Source organism: Pseudomonas sp. TH08 (genome assembly GCF_016651275.1).
Classification (GTDB): Bacteria; Pseudomonadota; Gammaproteobacteria; order Pseudomonadales; family Pseudomonadaceae; genus Aquipseudomonas.
Map to the genome: position 1 here is coordinate 774604 of NZ_JAEKEE010000002.1, position 17059 is coordinate 791662.

The following is a 17059-nucleotide window of genomic DNA, read 5'->3' on the forward strand; positions in this document are numbered from 1 at the left end:
GTGTGTCAGTCACCATTCATGTTGAATGTACCAACGCTTTCGCGAGCAGGCTCGCTCCCACATTGAATCCGTGTTTATTCAGTGGGTTTGGCGCGGCGGGCGCGGAAGAATTCGGTTAGCACTGCGCCACACTCTTCGGCCAACACCCCGCCTTCATACAACACCCGGTGATTCAAAAAGCCCTGGGTAAAAAACTGCCCCTGGCTCTGCACAATCCCCGCCTTCGGCTCCAGCGCCCCATACACCACGCGCGCCACCCGTGAATGCACGATCAGCCCGGCGCACATGCTGCACGGCTCCAGCGTCACGTACAGCGTGCTGCCCGGCAGACGATAGTTATCCACCGCCTGCGCCGCCGCACGGATCGCGACCATTTCGGCATGAGCACTCGGGTCGCTGGCACTGATCGGGCAATTGAAGCCGCGACCGATAATCTCACCGTTCTGCACCAGCACCGCGCCCACCGGCACTTCGCCCAACGCCGCGCCTTGCGCTGCGAGGGTCAGGGCTTCGCGCATGAAATCGCGGTCACGGCTGCGGTCGATGATCGCTGCAGGGCGAATCTGGCGCATCACTTCACCTCGATGGCGGCCATCAGGCCGGTTTCCATATGGTCGATCACGTGGCAGTGAAACATCCACACACCGGGGTTATCCGCCACCAGCGCCACTTGCGCGCGCTCGTTCTTGCCCAGCAGATACGTGTCAGTGAAATACGGGATGATCTTGTGCCGGTTCGACGACAGCACCTTGAAACTCATGCCGTGCAGGTGAATCGGGTGCTGATACTGGGTCATGTTTTTCAACTCGAAAATATAGCTCTGACCCAGTTTCAGGCTGGCGATCGGCCGATCAGCGCACGTCTTGTCGGTGATGTCCCAGGCCTTGCCGTTGATCTGCCACAGGCTCGGCGGGCGCCCGTTGTCGACATCGACCGACACCGAACCGACCCATTCGAAATTGAAGTTGAGTTTCTCGGCGTTCGCCAGATCAGGCTCGGCCACCGGGTTGGCGGGCAGAGTTTTCGGCCAGTCAGTCGGCGCATCGGCATTGGCTACCGAACGCAGAGTGCCCAGACGCACCGGGCCATTGCGCAGCGACAGTTCCTCACCGGCGGCCGGAGCCTTGATCGCCAGACAGATACGCATGCCCGGGCCCAGCCAGTATTCCTTGCCCAACGGGCGCGGCTCGACCGGATTGCCGTCCAGCGCATAAATTTTCGCTTCGACGCCCGGAATATTGATGCGATAGGTCAGGGTGTTATCGAGGTTGAGCAACCGCACCCGAGTGATCTGCCCTGCCGGCAACTCGATGACCGGCGTTGGTACACCATTGATGGTCGACAGCCGCCCGGCCGTGCCGCCACGCGCCGCTTCACGCGGAATGCTGAACTCGACGAAATTGCCTTCATCATCGATGTGCCAGTTCTTCAGGCTCAACGTCTTTTCGTACACGAAACCGGTAGGCTCGCGCTCTTCGACAATCAACGGCCCGACCAGCCCGCGACCCAGTTCTTCGCTGCTGCTGACGTGTGGGTGATACCAATAGCTGCCGGCATCCGGCACGCGGAACTTGTAATCAAAGTATTCACCCGGCAACACCGGCAGTTGCGAAACGTACGGCACGCCATCCATTTCCAGCGGCAGACGAATGCCGTGCCAGTGAATCGTAGTCGCCACCGGCAGATGGTTGATGAACCGCACCCGCAGCCATTCACCCTGACGCACGCGCAATTCGGTACCCGGCGCCGATGGGCCAAACGCCCAGGCTTCGGTCTTGTGCCCCGGCACCAGCTCAACGTCCAGTGGCGCGGCGATCAGTTCGTAGTCGTGACCGGCTTCAGCATCGGCCATCTTGCCCAGCCAATAACGCGACGCGCCCCCCGCTCCCACGCCAACGACAACAAGACCGGCCAGGCCACCGAGGATTTGGCGACGGGTAAAGGACATGAACTCAACTACCTCACGTATCAGCGGCGGGCGCTTGGCCCGCAAAAGGCGAATACGATACACCTGCGGTTGAGAAACGGTAAGGGCGACCTGAGGCCGCACATGCCCTCCGCGCTCAGGTTCGCAGGCCGGTGATCAAGTGCACCACGCCGCCCTCCAGGGGCATGACACCCGCGACACCGGCCTTGCTCAGCGCCTGGCGATCCATCAGCGACACATCGCCCAACGCCACGCGTACGCGGGTCAACGCAACCGGTTGCTGCGATTTGAGGTTATCCACACCGCCCAGCGCCACGACGATCTCGGCACTCAATCCGTCGGCTGGCTCAGCCTGCACCGGCGGCGTATCCACCACCAGATCCGGGGTCAGGGCTTTCCAGAATGCCTGCTGCAATTTATCGAACATGTTCAGTTCTCCAGAGCCGGTAAAGTTTCGACTGTCGCTTGGTGAAACAGGCGCAGCGCCTCGCGTACTTCTTCAGCGCTCTCCAGCCCTTGCACCTGCTCGGCAATGGCCTTGCAGTCGAGCAGATTCACCTCGCGTACCGCCGCTTTGATCGCCGGAATCTGCGGCACACTCACTGACAGCTCATCTACCCCCAGCCCCAGCAACAGCGGCACCGCCAGACGCTCGGAGGCCATCGCCCCACACACCCCAACCCATTTGCCGTGGGCGTGTGCGGCGTTCACGGTCAGCGCAATCAGCCGCAGTACCGAAGGATGGAAGCTGTCAGCCTGACTGGCCAGACGCGGATGATCGCGATCCATGGCCAGGGTGTATTGGGTCAGATCGTTGGTGCCGATCGAGAAGAAGTCCACGTGCGGCGCAAACACGTCGGCCATCAAAGCCGCTGCCGGCACTTCAATCATGATCCCCAGTTTTGGCAGTTGATCCAGATTCAGCGCCAGCGCTTCCTCCTCCAGCATCTGCCGCGCCAGACGCAGTTCCGATAGCTGAGTCACCATCGGCAACATGATGTGCAGGCGCGTCAGGCCGACACTGCCGAGGATGGCGCGGAACTGCTCGCGCAACAGGTCCGGGCGCTCCAGACACAGGCGAATCCCGCGCAACCCGAGGAACGGGTTGCTTTCCCTGTCCATCGGCACGTAGGCCAGCGGTTTGTCGCCGCCGACATCCAGCGTGCGCACCACCAGGTTGTGCGACGGCCCGACCGCCCGGGCGATGGCGCTGTAGGTCGAGACCTGCTCGTCACGCGTGGGCGCATGATTGCGATCCAGATAAAGAAACTCCGAACGTAAAAGCCCCACGCCTGCGCTGCCCACGGCCATCGCCCGTTCGGTTTCGCTGAGCGAGGCAACGTTGGCTGTGACCTCGATGTGATGCCCGTCGCGGGTGCAGGCAGCTTGCGTCGCCTGCGCCTGCTCGTGTTGATGACGCTGACGTTGTTGTTCGTGCCTGGCGTGCCACTGGTTGATCGCCTCAGGCTCCGGATGCACATGCAGCTCGCCCCGGTCGGCGTCGAGCAATACCTGGGCGCCATTGGCCAGCGTCAACATTTGCGCAGGCATCCCGCAGATCGCCGGCAAACCACAGGCTCGGGCCAGAATCGCGACATGACTGGTCGCCCCGCCACCGACGGTGGCGAATCCCAGCACTTTGCCGGTGTCGAGGCCGGCAGTCTGCGATGGCGTCAGTTGCTCGGCGATCAGAATGCTGCCGGCCGGCAGTTCCAGCGCATGTTCGCTGACCCCGAGGATCCGTTTGAGCACGCGCTGGCCGACGTCAGCCAGATCCGCCGCCCTTTCAGCCAGCAACGGGCTGCCGAGTTGCTGGAAAAGTGTCGCCGTCGCCGCAGTGGCCGCGCGCCAGGCAAACGCTGCACTTTTGCCCTCAGCGATCAACGCCTGAGCCTGATCAAGCAGACTCGGATCTTCGAGCAGTTCCTGATGCGCCTTGAAAATTTCTGCCTGAGTTTCACTGCTGGCGATGTCGCGCAGATGCTGCAAGGCCATGTCGGCCTCGATCAGCGCGTTCGCCAGGGTTTCGCGTTCGATGTGCGAACCGGCGCCAAACTCCTTCACGTCGAGCGTCGGTTCGGTAATCGTTATCACCGTCCCCAATGCCGAACCGGGAGATGCACAGACGCCACGCAAAACCGTCAGGACTTCTGGCTCGACACTCTCGACGGGCGCCGCAGCAACCACTGCCGTCACCGCTTCGCCGCAGCCCTCGGCCAGTAACCGGGTAAGCGTATTGATCGCGTCTTCAGCATCGTCGCCCAGCGCGCTGACCTGCACGCTGTCCCCCCAAGCGGTCTGCAACGCCATGATCGCCACCAATGACTTGGCATTGGCTTCGGCCTGCTGTTTATGCAGGTAAATCTGCGCGCAAAGCCCTTTGCCGCTTGCGCGAACACCGCCGCCGGACGCGCATGCAGGCCATTCGGATTGGGCAGTTTCAGCGATTGCGAGAACAGCCTTTCGCCCTCTGCAACCACAGGTTCGTCGCCGCTCGCCGCGGCACTGGCGAGGCTCAGCAGTGCCTGGCCGGTTTCGACCAGACCGCTTGGCGCGACTTGCCAGGTGAATGGCTCACCGCTGACCACCAGCATCAGGGTCATCAGACTGCGGGCATTCAGCGCAAGGTAATCGGCATCGAACTCGATCAGTGTCTGCCCGACTTCAACTCGCTGCCCCTCTTCGACCTGCCGGGTGAACCCCTGCCCCGCCAGGTTCACCGTATCAAGACCGATGTGCATCAATACCTGAACGCCAGTGTCGCCGGTGATGCTGATCGCATGCCCACTGGCCTGCACGTTGCTGACGACTCCCGCGAGGGGCGCGCACAACGTTGACGAAGTCGGATCGATGCACAGACCGTCGCCGATCACGCGACTGGAAAACACCGGGTCCGGCACTTGTTCCAGCGGTATCAGCACGCCGGACAAAGGTGCCAGCAGTAGCAATTGTTGGGATGTGGCCATGACGTCACCTGCGGTTTTGTTCTCTGAAGTGCCCGTGGAGCGCGACGCCCCACCAGCATCGCTTATTTCCACCAGTACTCGACCTGCAATCCGACGTTCGCACCGTGGCGCGCAGTGCCGAAGGCGCCGGTATCAGACAGGGCCGAGCCTTTGGCCAGTTCGTTGGCCGCACGTTTCGCCGCCTCGTTCCAGGTGGCATAGGTGTAATACAGCCGCACCTCGGGGCGTGCCCAGAATTCCGGGCCCTTGGGTGACCAGGTCGGAGCGAAGGTGAACTTGCTCAGCTTGCGTGTCCCGCCCGGGGCTTCGACTTGATCGTGACCCATTTCGGTGACCAGTTTGAACTGCTCGGTCAGCGCATAGGTCGGACGCACGCCCAGGGAAATCCAGTTCTGGTCAGCACCGTCCGGGCGTATGTCCTTCTGATAAACCGCCTCGACTTGCCCACCAAAACGCGGCGTCACCTGCCAGTCGAAAAACTCCACAATCCGATAGCTCTTGTTGCTGTCGTCGAGTTTGACGTTACCGGTGTAGCCCAGTCCGGTGCCCGGCCCCTCGCCGTATTGCAGTGCCAGTTTGTTCTTGCCGCCGAGAAGATCCTTCTGCACATGTTGCGTGGTGATCGCCCAGCCACGGTGGGCATCGCGGCTGTCAGGCTTGTCGATGTAGCTCAGGCCGAACTCAAGTTCACCGCCGGGATTGGTGTTGAAACCGGCCACGTTGAAATCATGCCGGTTGATGTAGTCCTTCTGGTAAAGATTGTCCTTGCGCGAGAACGCGTAGCTGTATTTCAGATCGCCGATCAGCACGTCCTCGACCCCGCCACCGGTGGCGCTTTGGTTCCAGTAGTAAAAATCGGAAATATGGATGTCGTTACGTTTGTAGTAACGGCGGCCGGCCCAGAGTGAGCCGCCGTTGAGCGCGGGCATCGCCGACCACTGGGCGTAGGCCTGCGGCAGGCGAATCGAACCGTTGTCTTCGTTGAACGTCGGGCTGCGGTTATAGCGGTTGTACAGCGAGGCCATGCCGTCGACGCTGAGCACCGAGCCGTCGTCGAGGGTGTACAGGTCCTGACGCAGCTCGAGCTCACCGTACTGTTCGCATTCGTTGCCCAAGCGGTATTTGGTTTGTGCTCCCGGTAACTGAAAACATGACTGGCCACCGCCCTTGAGCGAATTGCCAATGCCACTGCGCAAGTAACCACCGAACTCCAACGCATGCGACGACTGTGGAAACGCGAGGCATATCCCTGCCACTGCAAGGCTGCGATTTATTGTTGTTTTCATAAGCCACCCCATTATTTTTATTGTGTGTTTGCATGAATTCGGCGCGCAAAACTCCCCCGCGCAGGGCTCTGCGTGTTTATTTCAAACGGTGTTTTTCAGTGAATGATCAAGGGTCGATCAGGTGCAGAACGAACGATTCGTAAGGTCGCAAAATCACCTGTCGATTACGCTGCGGGCAGTCCGGGTAATTGCTGATCAGCAAGCGCTGGCTCAGCGTGTCGTCGATCTGCATGGGCAGTTCGACTTCGCACGGTGTGCCGTAGAAGTTGTTCACCACCAGCAGGCGCTCCCCCATCCCCTCGCGCAGGTAAACCCAGACTTGCTTGTGCTCCGGCAACAACTGCCGGTAGACACCGTCGGACATCAACGCCTCAGTGCGCCGCAACGTGATCAGGTGGCGGTAGTGATGCAGCACCGATTGCGGGTCGTCGAGCTGCTGGGCGACGTTGATCTGCGCGGCATTCGCCGGCACCCCGATCCAAGGTTCAACGCTGCTGAAACCGGCATTCGCTTCAGCGTTCCAGTGCATCGGCGTACGTCCGTTGTCGCGGGACTTCTGCATGATCGCGGCCATGTTGTCGGCGTCGCTGGTGCCCCCTTCGCGCTTGAGACGGAAGATGTTCAAGGTTTCGACATCGCGGTACTGATCGATGTGTTCGAACCCAGGGTTGGTCATCCCCAACTCTTCACCCTGATACACGAACGGCGTGCCCTGTAAAAAGTGCAGTGCGGTGCCGAGCATCTTCGCCGAGAGCTCCCGGTACTCGCCATCATGGCCAAAACGCGAGACCACCCGTGGCTGATCGTGGTTACACCAGAACAGCGCATTCCAGCCGCCACCGGCCTGCATGCCGGTCTGCCAGTCGGAGAGAATCCGCTTGAGTCGCAGGAAATCGAAATCGGCGCGAACCCATTTCTGCAGGTTCGGATAATCGACTTTCAGGTGATGAAAATTGAAAGTCATCGACAGCTCTTGCGATTGCGGATTCGAGTAGCGAATGCAGTGCTCGAGGCTGGTGGATGACATCTCGCCAACGTTGATCAGGTCGTGCCCCTCGAAGACTTCGCGATGCATCTGCTGCAAATACTCATGGACGTTCGGGCCATCGGTGTAAAAACGACGACCGTCGCTGTTGTCCTCGGGAAAGTCCGCAGGCTTGGAGATCAGATTGATCACATCGAGACGGAAACCACCCACGCCCTTGTCGCGCCAGAAGCGCATCATTTTGAACACTTCGGCGCGCACCTTGGGGTTGTCCCAATTCAGATCGGCCTGGGTGTGGTCGAACAGGTGCAGGAAATACTGCCCGGTCTGAGCTTCGTACTCCCAGGCCGAGCCACCGAACTTGGATTCCCAGTTGTTCGGCTGATCACGCCAGATATAAAAGTCGCGATACGGATTGTCGAGACTGCTGCGCGCCTGCTGGAACCAGACGTGTTCGATCGAGGTGTGGTTGACCACGATGTCGAGCATCAGCTTGATCCCGCGCTTGCCGGCTTCGGCGATCAGCAGTTCGCAGTCGGCCATGCTGCCGTAACTCGGGTCGATCGCGTAGTAATCGCTGATGTCGTAGCCGTTGTCACGTTGCGGTGAACGCAGGAACGGCGTGATCCACAGGCAATCGACACCCAGCCATTGCAGGTAATCGAGCTTGGCCACGACCCCGAGCAGATCACCGGTGGGGTTGCCGGCATGGCTGTGAAAACTCTTCGGGTAGATCTGGTAGATCACCGAACGCTGCCAGTCTTGCATGGCACATCTCCCTCTTGAATATGTTGACCTCTGTAGGAGCTGCCGCAGGCTGCGATCTTTTGATGTTTTTTTTAAAAAGCCAAAGTCAAAAGATCGCAGTCTGCGACAGCTCCTACAGGGGTTGGCATCAGGCCACCCGGTAGCCGGGACGGACAATCTTCATGCTCAGCGCACAGGTCAGAACAAACGGCACAACCATGGCAATCAGCATCCCGATCACAAACATCGGAATGAACTGCGGAATGATCGAGATGAAACCGGGTAAACCACCGACGCCAATCGCCGAGGCCTGGATCTTGTTCAGCGACAGGAAGATGCAGCCCAGCGCCGAGCCGGTCAGCGCCGCGTAGAACGGAAACTTGTAGCGCAGGTTGACCCCGAACATGGCCGGTTCGGTGATGCCGAAATACGCGGAAATCGCCGAGGTTGAAGCCATGCTTTTGTCCCGCGCATTGCGCGTCATGTAGAACACTGCCAGCGCTGCACTGCCCTGGGCGAGGTTGGACATGACGATCATCGGCCAGATAAATGTGCCGCCCTGGGTCGAGATCAACTGCAGATCGACCGCCAGGAACATGTGGTGCATGCCGGTGATCACCAACGGTGCATAGAGCAGTCCGAAAATCGCCCCGCCGACCATCGGCGCCAGATCAAACAGCATGACCACGCCTTCGGTGATCAGGATGCCGAGATGACGGGTCACCGGGCCGATCACCGCCAGCGCCAGCACACCTGTGACAACGATGGTGGTGATCGGCACCACCAGCAATTGCACCGCATTGGGCACTCGCGCCCGCAGCCATTTCTCGATGACGCTCATCACGTACGCGGCCAGCAATATCGGCAGGATCTGCCCCTGATAACCGACTTTCTCCACCTGAAACAGACCAAGGATGTCGAAGTACGGCATTTGTTGCCCGTCCAGCCCGGCCACGGCCTTGCCGTAGTTCCAGGCGTTGAGCAGATCCGGGTGAACCAGCATCAGGCCGAGCACGATGCCGAGGATTTCGCTGCCGCCAAAACGCTTGGCCGCCGACCAGCCCACCAGTGCCGGCAGAAACACAAAGGAGGTGTTGGCCATCAGATTGATCAGGCTCCAGAGCCCGTCGAGTTTCGGGTAGGCGTCCAGCAGGGTCTGGCCCTCGATGAACATGCCCTTGGCACCAAGCAGATTGTTGATGCCCATCAGCAGGCCGGCAATGATCAGTGCCGGCAGGATGGGCATGAACACATCGGAAAACACCCGCACCAGACGCTGCATGGCGTTGATCTTTTCGGCACTTTTCTGTTTGACGTCGGCGATGGTCGACGCCGCGAGACCGGTCTGCCGACGCAGCTCGGCGTAGACCTTTTCCACCTCGCCAGGACCGATCACCACCTGATACAGACCGCCAGTGAAAAACGAGCCTTTGACCAGGTCGATCTGGTTGAGCGTGGCGCTGTCGACCAGGCCGGGATTCTTCAGGGCCAGACGCAAGCGCGTGACGCAATGTGCAGCCTGTTCGAGGTTCTCACTACCGCCAAGGCTTTGCAGCAGCTCGCTGGCGATCTTCGGATAGTCATGGCTCATGCTTGTTCTTCCACTGTGGGTTGTTGTTATAGGCAGCACGTCGAAGCGAAAAATACTCGTACAGACGAGTTAATGCAATAACTCGTCTGTACGAGTTTGTTTTTGCCTGTTGCCGCCAGACCGTGGGCGAATCTTCCTACCCCGCCCTAAGGCAATTTCCATTCCCCACATGGACAAAGCCCTACCCTGCCCTTAAGGTTCGAAGCTTTGAGCACAGCCGGCACAGAGCCTACCCATGAGCAAATACAACCAGATCTATAGCGATCTGCTGGCCAGCATCACCACTGAACGCCTCGAACGCGGCGCGCGACTGCCGTCCGAAACAGAGCTGATGGACAGCTATCAGGCCAGCCGGGGCACCGTGCGCAAGGCGATCGAGCTACTTCAGGAGCGTGGTTTTGCGCAAAAGATTCATGGCAAGGGCACGTTCGTTCTGTCGACCAACCCGATCGAATTCCAGCTTGGCGGCATCGTCAGCTTTCAGGAAACCTATCCACGTCTGGGCAATGACGTCAGCACCGAAGTCGTCGAGCTGACCCAGATACCGCTCGAAGGCGCCTTGCTCGAACACATCAATGCCGAACCCGGCAGCCTGATCACCCGCGTCAAACGCGTGCGGCGAATCGACGGCAAACGGGTGATTCTCGACATCAACCACTTCGTCGCCGAGGTGATCCCCGACCTGTCTCGCGATATCGCCGAACAATCGATCTACGCCTACATCGAACAGAATCTGCAGCTACAGATCGCCTACGCCCAACGCACAATCGAAGCCGTGCCGCGCAGCAAGGATGATCTGCAGCACCTGGACCTCGACGGGCAGAGCCATGTGATCGTGGTCAGCAACCAGACGTTCCTGCAGGACGGCCGACAATTCGAGTACACCGAATCGCGCCATACCCTGGACAAGTTCTACTTCTCCGACGTAGCCCGACGCTGACCCCGACACGTTTCGCATGTCGGCGTGCGGTATCCATGTAGTGCACTCCCCGGGGCGAATCAGCCATGCTCGGCCTTCGTTTCTCAAGGATGGAGAAAGCATGAACGCCCCCGAATCACGTCCTCTGCCCAACGCAGCGGACAAAGCTGCCCTCAAGCTCATCGCCGCGACTGTCGTGCAAACCTGCCCCAGCCTGCACGACGCAGCCCATCAAGTGGCCCGCGAGCTGCTTGAGCTCAAAGGCCTGACAGACATCGATCCGGACCGGGTCTATTTCCATCGTTTCAAAGCGGCCCAGAGCAGTAGCCAGTCGTTTACCGGCTGGGAACATATCCGCGAAAAACCCTACGAATCGATGACCCTCACGCAATTGGTGATTCATCGTTTTCGCGCCACCGACGTCGACAACGCCGATCTGCTGGATCTTTACGCGGGGTTCTACACGGACGGACCAGAGACCGAAGATTTCGACCACAACAATGAAGTTTGCCTGCACGGCAACGAAGTGCTCAAAGCCTTCTGGGACATCGATTTCAGCTCGCGCTACAACGACACACTGACCACGTTCTGGAACGCACACGCCGATGATTTCCGTACATTGGCCAAGTGCAACTTCCTCAGCCGTGCCGTGCAGGCGCTCGAACTCGAGCAACTGAGCGACACGGATTTCCAGTGGATCGTCGGCGCCGTCATCGGGCCGGTCACCTGGCCGGTAACGCTGACCACGCTGCAATCGACCCACACGACTGACAGTGGCGTGAGCGCTTTCGATATCGACGGACATGTGGCGACCAACCTGCTGCGAATCGTCAGTAGCAATGGCCGGCAGGTCGTCTATCTGCCGGGGAGGCGCTGGCGTTCGTCGTGCAGCAAACCCCGGCGGACATGCACGGGTGGGTGCTTGAGCAGATGAACCTGGAGCCCACGCGCCAGTCCTTCCTCAGTCACTTTGCACTCGCCGACCGCCAGCAGATGACGACAAACATCACCGATTTGATGAACCGGTTGGTCAGTACATGGGGACACTCCGACCATCATCTGATCAATAAAACCAACGCCGTGATCAGTGGCGATGCCTTCAGTTGGCTACGCGATTCGACTCGCAATGCCATGTTTGCCGAAGCCAGCCTGACGCTGACGTCCAATGGCGATCTGCGCGAAAAGCTGTGGATCGGTTACTTGAGCGCTGGCCTCAAGGTATTTGGCCCGATGGCCGCCGTCGGGTGGCCGGTCGCATTGCCGGTGATTGGCGCCAGCATCGCCAGCATGGGGCTGAACATCGATCAGGCGGTCAACGGCAAAACCTCCAGCGAACGCAAGGCAGGCGTGCTGGGTGCCGTGTTGAGCGGCATTGATGCGCTGTTCAACCTTCCATTTCTCAAAGGCACCGGCCCGATGCTGGAGGTGGGTGTCGAGGTGGACGCAGTGGAGGCCGCGGAAATGGCCGAGCTGAACGAGCCGGCTGCAGCAGTGGAGGTACCGGATCCACTCGTCGAGCAGCAGGAAAGCGAGATTGCGGTCGAGCCCGACGTGATTGCGCCTTTGGAAACCTCTTGGCTGCCGCCGACCGAGAGTGCTGCACCACCGCCCATTCCTGACAAATACCTGTGCAACGAGCTGCTCGACGGGCTCGATGTGCAACGCGAGCCCGGGCAGTTTCAGGGGTCTTTCGTCTGGATAGCGACCCGCCCTACGCCATCCATCTGGATGACAACCCGTACTACGTGCGCTATTTCGGTGACACCGATGAGGGTGGCTATTGGGCCATCGTTGATCCGGACCGGCCCAATCAGTTTGTCCATTCATTGCCCGTCCGCCTGAACGCCGAGGGACAGTGGGAACGAATGCAAGCCCTGCGCTTGCGGGGCGGCGGCCAATGCGCGGGCAAACCGTGCGCGCCCGACCTTGCGCTCGGCTCCCCGGCGGCGGCGTTGCAACCGGAGATCGAACTACCCGGCCTGGTATCACGTCCGGTGCGCATTGTGACGTCCGCCTTCGACATCGAGCCGACGGTACGCCGTTCGATCAGAGGCTGGGCACTGAACCTGAACGAAACCCACGCTCAACTGGTGCCGGAAGCCGACGGTGCCTTCGGTATGGCTGACCCTTTTGAGCTGTATGCGGTCGATAAACGCGTTTCGTTGCAAGCCGCCGCGAAGAAGTTTTTCAGTTCACTGCCATGGATCACTCCTCCTTTTCGCGCGCCAATCCCAGCGATCAATGCGCAGATAAGCCTTTCCGAGTTTATCGATCGCCTCTTTGAATCAGCGGTCGGGCTGGTCATAGGAGAATCCCTCGATCGCATTACCAGCATGCGCTTCCTGATAGAAAACATGCCGGCACTGGCTCGGCACGCAACCACCCTCTACATGCGCGGCATCCTCAGTGATTTCGCGCAGGTGGAACTGAACCGCTATTTCACCACCGGTACCCTGTCGGCAGATCTGCAAACCTATCTGACCAGCCTGGGTACCGATCCGGCGGGACGATTCAATGCACTGGAACTGGTCAAAGTGGCCAGGGAAAACGGCGTTCGGGTCCAGGGTATCGACTGTGCTGCGAGCTTCAAGATGAAATCCCCGCTGTCGCCCTTTGACGAGCAAATGATCGGCACCTATCTGGCGAGCGACATCATGACCGGCGATGTCTACCTCAATAGCCCGAAAAAATGGATCGTGCTGACCGGCGCGCAGAACACCAACACCTTCAGAGGGCTTACCGGCCTCAGTGAAATCAAGGGTGGCATTGGTTTGCGGATCGAGGAAGTCGGCGCGGCAGACGCCATGGAAATTGATGTCGATCCGGGTATCGACGTGAACCGGGGACCGTTTGCCAATGGGGCTGCTGCAAGGAGCAATGACGATGTTCTTCGCGCCGATTTACGCCTGCGCATGCCGGCCGAACCGGTGAGCTGGAATGAGACGACGCTGGAAAACCTGCTGCATCGACGTGGCATGTACCTGTTCAGAAAAGTCGGAGACAGCTACACCGTGCTGCACCGCAGCAAGTCAGGAATGCTCGCGTACACGCCTGTGGCGAGTCTGGCCGACGGAGGCGTTGCCCTGCATCGTCCGGCATGGCCGCTGGTGAACGATGTCCGGTTTGCCAATATCGAGTAAATGTCCCAACGCCTGAGCGAGATGGGTTTGACCTTGCAGAGCCGGCTCCCGGACTGAATCCACAACGAAAAATACAGGGATAGTGCATGGCCCGTGAGCCGATGGGTCATGCTCGATCTTCGTTTCCTCATGGATGAAGAACTGCATGAACGCACCCGAACGCCACCTGCTGCCGAACGCAGCAGACAAGGCCAGCCTCAAGGCAATCGCTGCAACACTCGTACAAACTTGTCCCAGCTTGCTGGAGACGGCCCGCGAAGTCGCCAGTGAGTTACTGACTGACAAAGGACTTTCCGGTATCGATCCGGACCGTGTCTATTTCCACCGATTCAGGACGGCGCAAAGCAGCGCGCTGACGTTTACCGGTTGGGAACACGTACTGGAAAAACCTTACGAATCGTTGACCCTCACACAATTGGTGATCCATCGCTTTCGTGTCACCGATCAAGACAATGCAGACCTGCTGGGCCTGTACGGCGGCTTTTACACGGACGGGCCGCAGACCGAATCCTTCAATCAGAGCAATGAAGTGCAACTGCTGGGCAGCGAAGTTCTGAAAGCGTTCTGGAACGTCGATTTCAGCACACGTTACACCGGGCAACTGAGCACTTTCTGGCAGGCCTCGGCGGATAATTTCCGGACACTGGCCAAGTGCAACTTTCTCAGTCTGGCAGTGAATGCGCTGCAAAAGGGGCACCTGAACGGCACTGATTTTCAGCGCGTGGTCAATTCAGTGATGGGGACCATCGCCTGGCCCGTCACCCTGCAAATGCTGCAGTCGGATCACCCTGCCGGCAGTGAGGTGCGCGCGCTGGATATCGACGGCCACATCGCCGTCAATATCCTGCGCTTTGTTGAAGACAGCGGGCGGCAGACGCTGTATCTGCCGGGCGAGGCCCAAGCCTTTCAAGTGATGGAGAACGAGGCGGCCCTGCACTGGTGGGTGCTAGAGCGATTGAACGACGAGAAGCGCTGCAAGGTTTTTCTCAACCACTTCTCCTTCGCAGACCGTCACGACATCAACGAGAACTTCACCGACCTGATGAATCGTCTGGTGAGAACCTGGGGTCATTCCGATCATTATCTGATCAACAAGACCAACCTTGAAATCGGTCGTGATGCGTTCACCTGGCTACGCATTTCGGCCCGCCATTCGATGTCCGAGGAAGCCAGCCTGTCGCTGACGTCCAATGCTGATCTGCGCAAAAAAATGTGGAACGGTTATTTGAGTACCGGACTGCGGATATTCAGTCCGATGGCGGCTGTTGGCTGGCCGCTGGCGCTGCCGGTCATCGGCGCCGGCATCGTCAACATGGGGCTCAATATCGATCAGGCCGTCAACGGCAGGACAGCCGCCGAACGCAAGGCCGGCGTCAAAGGCGCCGTGCTGAACGGCATCGAAATGCTGTTCAACGTGCCATTCCTGAAAGGAACCGGCCCGCTGCTGGAAGTCGGCCCACAAGTTGAATTTGCCGAAGCTGAAGAAATGGCCGGTCTGCTCGAGTTTCCCCGGACGACGATCTTGCGCCCGCAGTCTCCGAACCAGTGCCGGCCGCGATTGAACCAGAAATGAGCAACGAGACGGATCTTACCCCGACATCTGTCGAAGTCACTGCGCAGAGTGTCAGTGCAAGCCCCGGACCTCCGGCGATTCCTGCCCAATATCGTTGCAACGTGATTCTTGATGGCCTTGTTGCGCAACGTGAATCAGGAAAATTCCAAAGCATCTACACACTCAAGAGCGATCCGCCCTACGCCATCCAGATTAAAGACAACGCTTACTATGTGCGCTACTTCGCTGATACGCCGGACAGCGGCAACTGGGCAATCGTTGACCCTGAGCGGCCCAATCAGTTTGCCCACTCCTTGCCCGTACGCCTCAACGCCGCCGGACAGTGGGAACGCATGCAAGCACTGCGGCTGCGAGGGGGAGGCCAATGTATTGGCAAGGAGTGCGCCCCGGTCGTTGAACCCGAGACATCTGAACCCTCACCTCCCGAAAACTCTCCGGCGGCCGAATCCCTCCCTGTCACCACACATGCGGTGCGGCCATTGAAAACAACTTACGACATCCCTCTCGCGGAAAGAGCCGTGTTGAGGCGTTGGGCATTGAATCTGCCTGAGAATCGGCATCAAATCGCTCCCCATCCAGCGGGTCATCTGAATATCGAGAGCCCGTTTACGACGCTTGTGGCATACAAACGAAAGCTGCTCCGGCAGGAGGCCCGAGTGTTTTTTCAGATGTCTCCTGGGCCAATTTACCTCCCCGCCCGGTGATACCCGAAGTCACCCCGTTGATGCAGACGAGCGAACTGCTGGATAGCCTCTATGCAAACGCGCCGGGTCTGGTCGTGGGTGAAACCCTGGATCGCATCACCAGCATGCGCTTCATGATCGACAACATGCCCGCCATCGCGCGCCACGCCAAAGTTCTCTACCTGCGCGGTGTACTCGGCGATTTCGCACAAACCGAACTGAACAGCTACTACACAACGGGCGAGATGTCCGCACCACTGAATGAATACCTGAGCAGTCTAGGCACTGACCCGGCCAGGCAGTTCGATACGCTGGAACTGGTCAAGGTTGCTCGCGCCAATAATGTTCGGGTCCAGGGACTCGATTGTGTCGCCAGTTACAAGATGACAACGCCCTATCCGCTGCTCGAAGAGCAGAGGATGCACACCCACTTGAGCAACATCATCCTGTGGCAGGACCAGCTCCTCAACCGGCCCGGAAAATGGATCGCACTGACGGCTGCGCAGAACCTCAACACCTTCCGGGGACTGCCGGGAATCAGTGAATTGAAGGGCGGTATCGGGTTACGGCTTGAAGAGATCAATCCTGGCGAGCCGGCAGGGATCAGTATCGATCCGGGAATGGAGGTATTCCGTGGCCCCAGCAACGCCGGCGCGATGATGACAGGGGCTTACGACGAGCTATACGCAGACCTGCGCCTGCAGATAGAAGCGTCACCGGTGATTTGGGAGGAAGACAGCCTGAAACGCCTGCTGCACCGCAGTGGCATGTACCTGTTCGAGAAATCGGCTGACGGCTATGCGCTAGTACATCGTAGCCGCCAAGGCCTTGTTGTCCGTACCCCTGTTGAAGACGTCGGCGATGGCCGGATCGCCATCCATGTTCCCTCCTGGCCCCGCATCAATGACATCCCGTTTGCCGATGTCCAGTCACTGTCCCGGCGACTGACAGAAACTGGGCTGACACTGCAAAGTCGCGTGCCAGACTAAAACACATTTGACCTATAACGCTGCCACTGGTTTGGACAATGGATAAACGACTTGTCGCTCATCAGCCCCCATTCTTCTGGCGAAGCAGCTTGTTACGGTTGAAGTACGCAGCGACCTGACAAACAGAGAAAATCTTACGTAGAATGCGTCCGTGGCTATGGAACACCTTCCTTCTAAACCTCCTATGACCTAGGGGTTTCGCTCTCCACACTACGCCTGCTTCTTGCAGGCGTTTTTATATCTGCCGTAGACA

Annotated in this window: 14 protein-coding genes and 1 pseudogene; 7 read left to right on the plus strand and 8 right to left on the minus strand. The window is 59.2% G+C overall.

All coding sequences use genetic code 11. The features are described from left to right. Positions 1-74 precede the first annotated feature (74 nt). The 8 genes and pseudogenes from tadA to treP form a co-directional block, all read right to left on the minus strand. Positions 75-572, minus strand: a complete 498-nt coding sequence (gene tadA / locus JFT91_RS13145; RefSeq protein WP_201232607.1) for a tRNA adenosine(34) deaminase TadA — start codon at positions 570-572, stop codon at positions 75-77. Next, positions 572-1948: a multicopper oxidase family protein gene (locus JFT91_RS13150; RefSeq protein WP_201228382.1), complete on the minus strand. Its 1377-nt coding sequence runs from the start codon at positions 1946-1948 to the stop codon at positions 572-574. The genes tadA and JFT91_RS13150 overlap by 1 nt, the downstream gene beginning before the upstream one ends. Positions 1949-2063: 115 nt before the next feature. Then, positions 2064-2354: a PTS sugar transporter subunit IIB gene (locus tag JFT91_RS13155; protein WP_201232608.1), complete on the minus strand. Its 291-nt coding sequence runs from the start codon at positions 2352-2354 to the stop codon at positions 2064-2066. A 2-nt stretch (positions 2355-2356) separates the two neighbouring features. Then, on the minus strand, positions 2357-4207 hold the full coding sequence (gene ptsP, locus JFT91_RS13160; RefSeq protein ID WP_518524869.1) for a phosphoenolpyruvate--protein phosphotransferase: 1851 nt from the start codon (positions 4205-4207) through the stop codon (positions 2357-2359). Beyond that, positions 4202-4893, minus strand: a pseudogene (locus JFT91_RS30215) (glucose PTS transporter subunit IIA); the annotation flags it as partial. The pseudogene JFT91_RS30215 and the gene ptsP, both read right to left, overlap by 6 nt. A gap of 62 nt (positions 4894-4955) precedes the next feature. Next, positions 4956-6179, minus strand: coding sequence for a maltoporin (locus JFT91_RS13165; protein ID WP_201232609.1), 1224 nt, complete (start codon positions 6177-6179; stop codon positions 4956-4958). Between the two features lie 106 nt (positions 6180-6285). Beyond that, the gene (gene treC, locus JFT91_RS13170) at positions 6286-7932 is read right to left on the minus strand and encodes an alpha,alpha-phosphotrehalase (RefSeq protein WP_201232610.1); all 1647 of its coding nucleotides are present in this window, start codon (positions 7930-7932) and stop codon (positions 6286-6288) included. A 127-nt stretch (positions 7933-8059) separates the two neighbouring features. Continuing rightward, positions 8060-9502, minus strand: coding sequence for a PTS system trehalose-specific EIIBC component (gene treP / locus JFT91_RS13175; RefSeq protein WP_201232611.1), 1443 nt, complete (start codon positions 9500-9502; stop codon positions 8060-8062). Between the two features lie 235 nt (positions 9503-9737). Here treP and treR point away from each other — a divergent pair, with 235 nt between their 5' ends. The 7 genes from treR to JFT91_RS29625 all read left to right on the plus strand — a co-directional run bounded on the left by treR (position 9738) and on the right by JFT91_RS29625 (position 16806). Next, positions 9738-10442: a trehalose operon repressor gene (treR, locus tag JFT91_RS13180; RefSeq protein ID WP_201232612.1), complete on the plus strand. Its 705-nt coding sequence runs from the start codon at positions 9738-9740 to the stop codon at positions 10440-10442. Positions 10443-10542: 100 nt separating this feature from the next. Beyond that, the gene (locus tag JFT91_RS29600) at positions 10543-11355 is read left to right on the plus strand and encodes a dermonecrotic toxin domain-containing protein (protein ID WP_242489266.1); all 813 of its coding nucleotides are present in this window, start codon (positions 10543-10545) and stop codon (positions 11353-11355) included. Next, a complete protein-coding gene (locus JFT91_RS29605; protein ID WP_242489267.1) occupies positions 11307-12263 on the plus strand; it encodes a hypothetical protein in 957 nt (318 codons plus the stop codon). The genes JFT91_RS29600 and JFT91_RS29605 overlap by 49 nt, the downstream gene beginning before the upstream one ends. A 23-nt stretch (positions 12264-12286) precedes the next feature. Further along, entirely contained in the window at positions 12287-13561 is a 1275-nt protein-coding gene (locus JFT91_RS29610) for a membrane-targeted effector domain-containing toxin (RefSeq protein ID WP_242489268.1), read from the plus strand. 145 nt (positions 13562-13706) lie between these two features. Then, positions 13707-15134, plus strand: coding sequence for a dermonecrotic toxin domain-containing protein (locus JFT91_RS29615; RefSeq protein WP_242489269.1), 1428 nt, complete (start codon positions 13707-13709; stop codon positions 15132-15134). Further along, positions 15131-15838 carry a hypothetical protein gene (locus JFT91_RS29620; RefSeq protein ID WP_242489270.1) on the plus strand — a complete coding sequence of 236 codons (708 nt, stop codon included), beginning with the start codon at positions 15131-15133 and terminating at the stop codon, positions 15836-15838. The genes JFT91_RS29615 and JFT91_RS29620 overlap by 4 nt, the downstream gene beginning before the upstream one ends. Positions 15839-15858: 20 nt before the next feature. Beyond that, entirely contained in the window at positions 15859-16806 is a 948-nt protein-coding gene (locus JFT91_RS29625) for a membrane-targeted effector domain-containing toxin (protein WP_242489271.1), read from the plus strand. The last annotated feature ends 253 nt before the right edge of the window (positions 16807-17059 follow it).

What these genes read in the sequence shown, in the direction of transcription:
- treR (WP_201232612.1), top strand. Translation starts at nt 9,738, where the DNA reads ATGAGCAAATACAACCAGATCTATAGCGATCTGCTGGCCAGCATCACC.
- tadA (WP_201232607.1), bottom strand. Translation starts at nt 572, where the DNA reads ATGCGCCAGATTCGCCCTGCAGCGATCATCGACCGCAGCCGTGACCGC.
- JFT91_RS29610 (WP_242489268.1), top strand. Translation starts at nt 12,287, where the DNA reads ATGCAAGCCCTGCGCTTGCGGGGCGGCGGCCAATGCGCGGGCAAACCG.
- JFT91_RS29615 (WP_242489269.1), top strand. Translation starts at nt 13,707, where the DNA reads ATGAACGCACCCGAACGCCACCTGCTGCCGAACGCAGCAGACAAGGCC.
- JFT91_RS13155 (WP_201232608.1), bottom strand. Translation starts at nt 2,354, where the DNA reads ATGTTCGATAAATTGCAGCAGGCATTCTGGAAAGCCCTGACCCCGGAT.
- JFT91_RS29620 (WP_242489270.1), top strand. Translation starts at nt 15,131, where the DNA reads ATGAGCAACGAGACGGATCTTACCCCGACATCTGTCGAAGTCACTGCG.
- JFT91_RS13150 (WP_201228382.1), bottom strand. Translation starts at nt 1,948, where the DNA reads ATGTCCTTTACCCGTCGCCAAATCCTCGGTGGCCTGGCCGGTCTTGTT.
- treC (WP_201232610.1), bottom strand. Translation starts at nt 7,932, where the DNA reads ATGCAAGACTGGCAGCGTTCGGTGATCTACCAGATCTACCCGAAGAGT.
- treP (WP_201232611.1), bottom strand. Translation starts at nt 9,502, where the DNA reads ATGAGCCATGACTATCCGAAGATCGCCAGCGAGCTGCTGCAAAGCCTT.
- JFT91_RS29600 (WP_242489266.1), top strand. Translation starts at nt 10,543, where the DNA reads ATGAACGCCCCCGAATCACGTCCTCTGCCCAACGCAGCGGACAAAGCT.
- JFT91_RS13165 (WP_201232609.1), bottom strand. Translation starts at nt 6,179, where the DNA reads ATGAAAACAACAATAAATCGCAGCCTTGCAGTGGCAGGGATATGCCTC.
- JFT91_RS29625 (WP_242489271.1), top strand. Translation starts at nt 15,859, where the DNA reads ATGCAGACGAGCGAACTGCTGGATAGCCTCTATGCAAACGCGCCGGGT.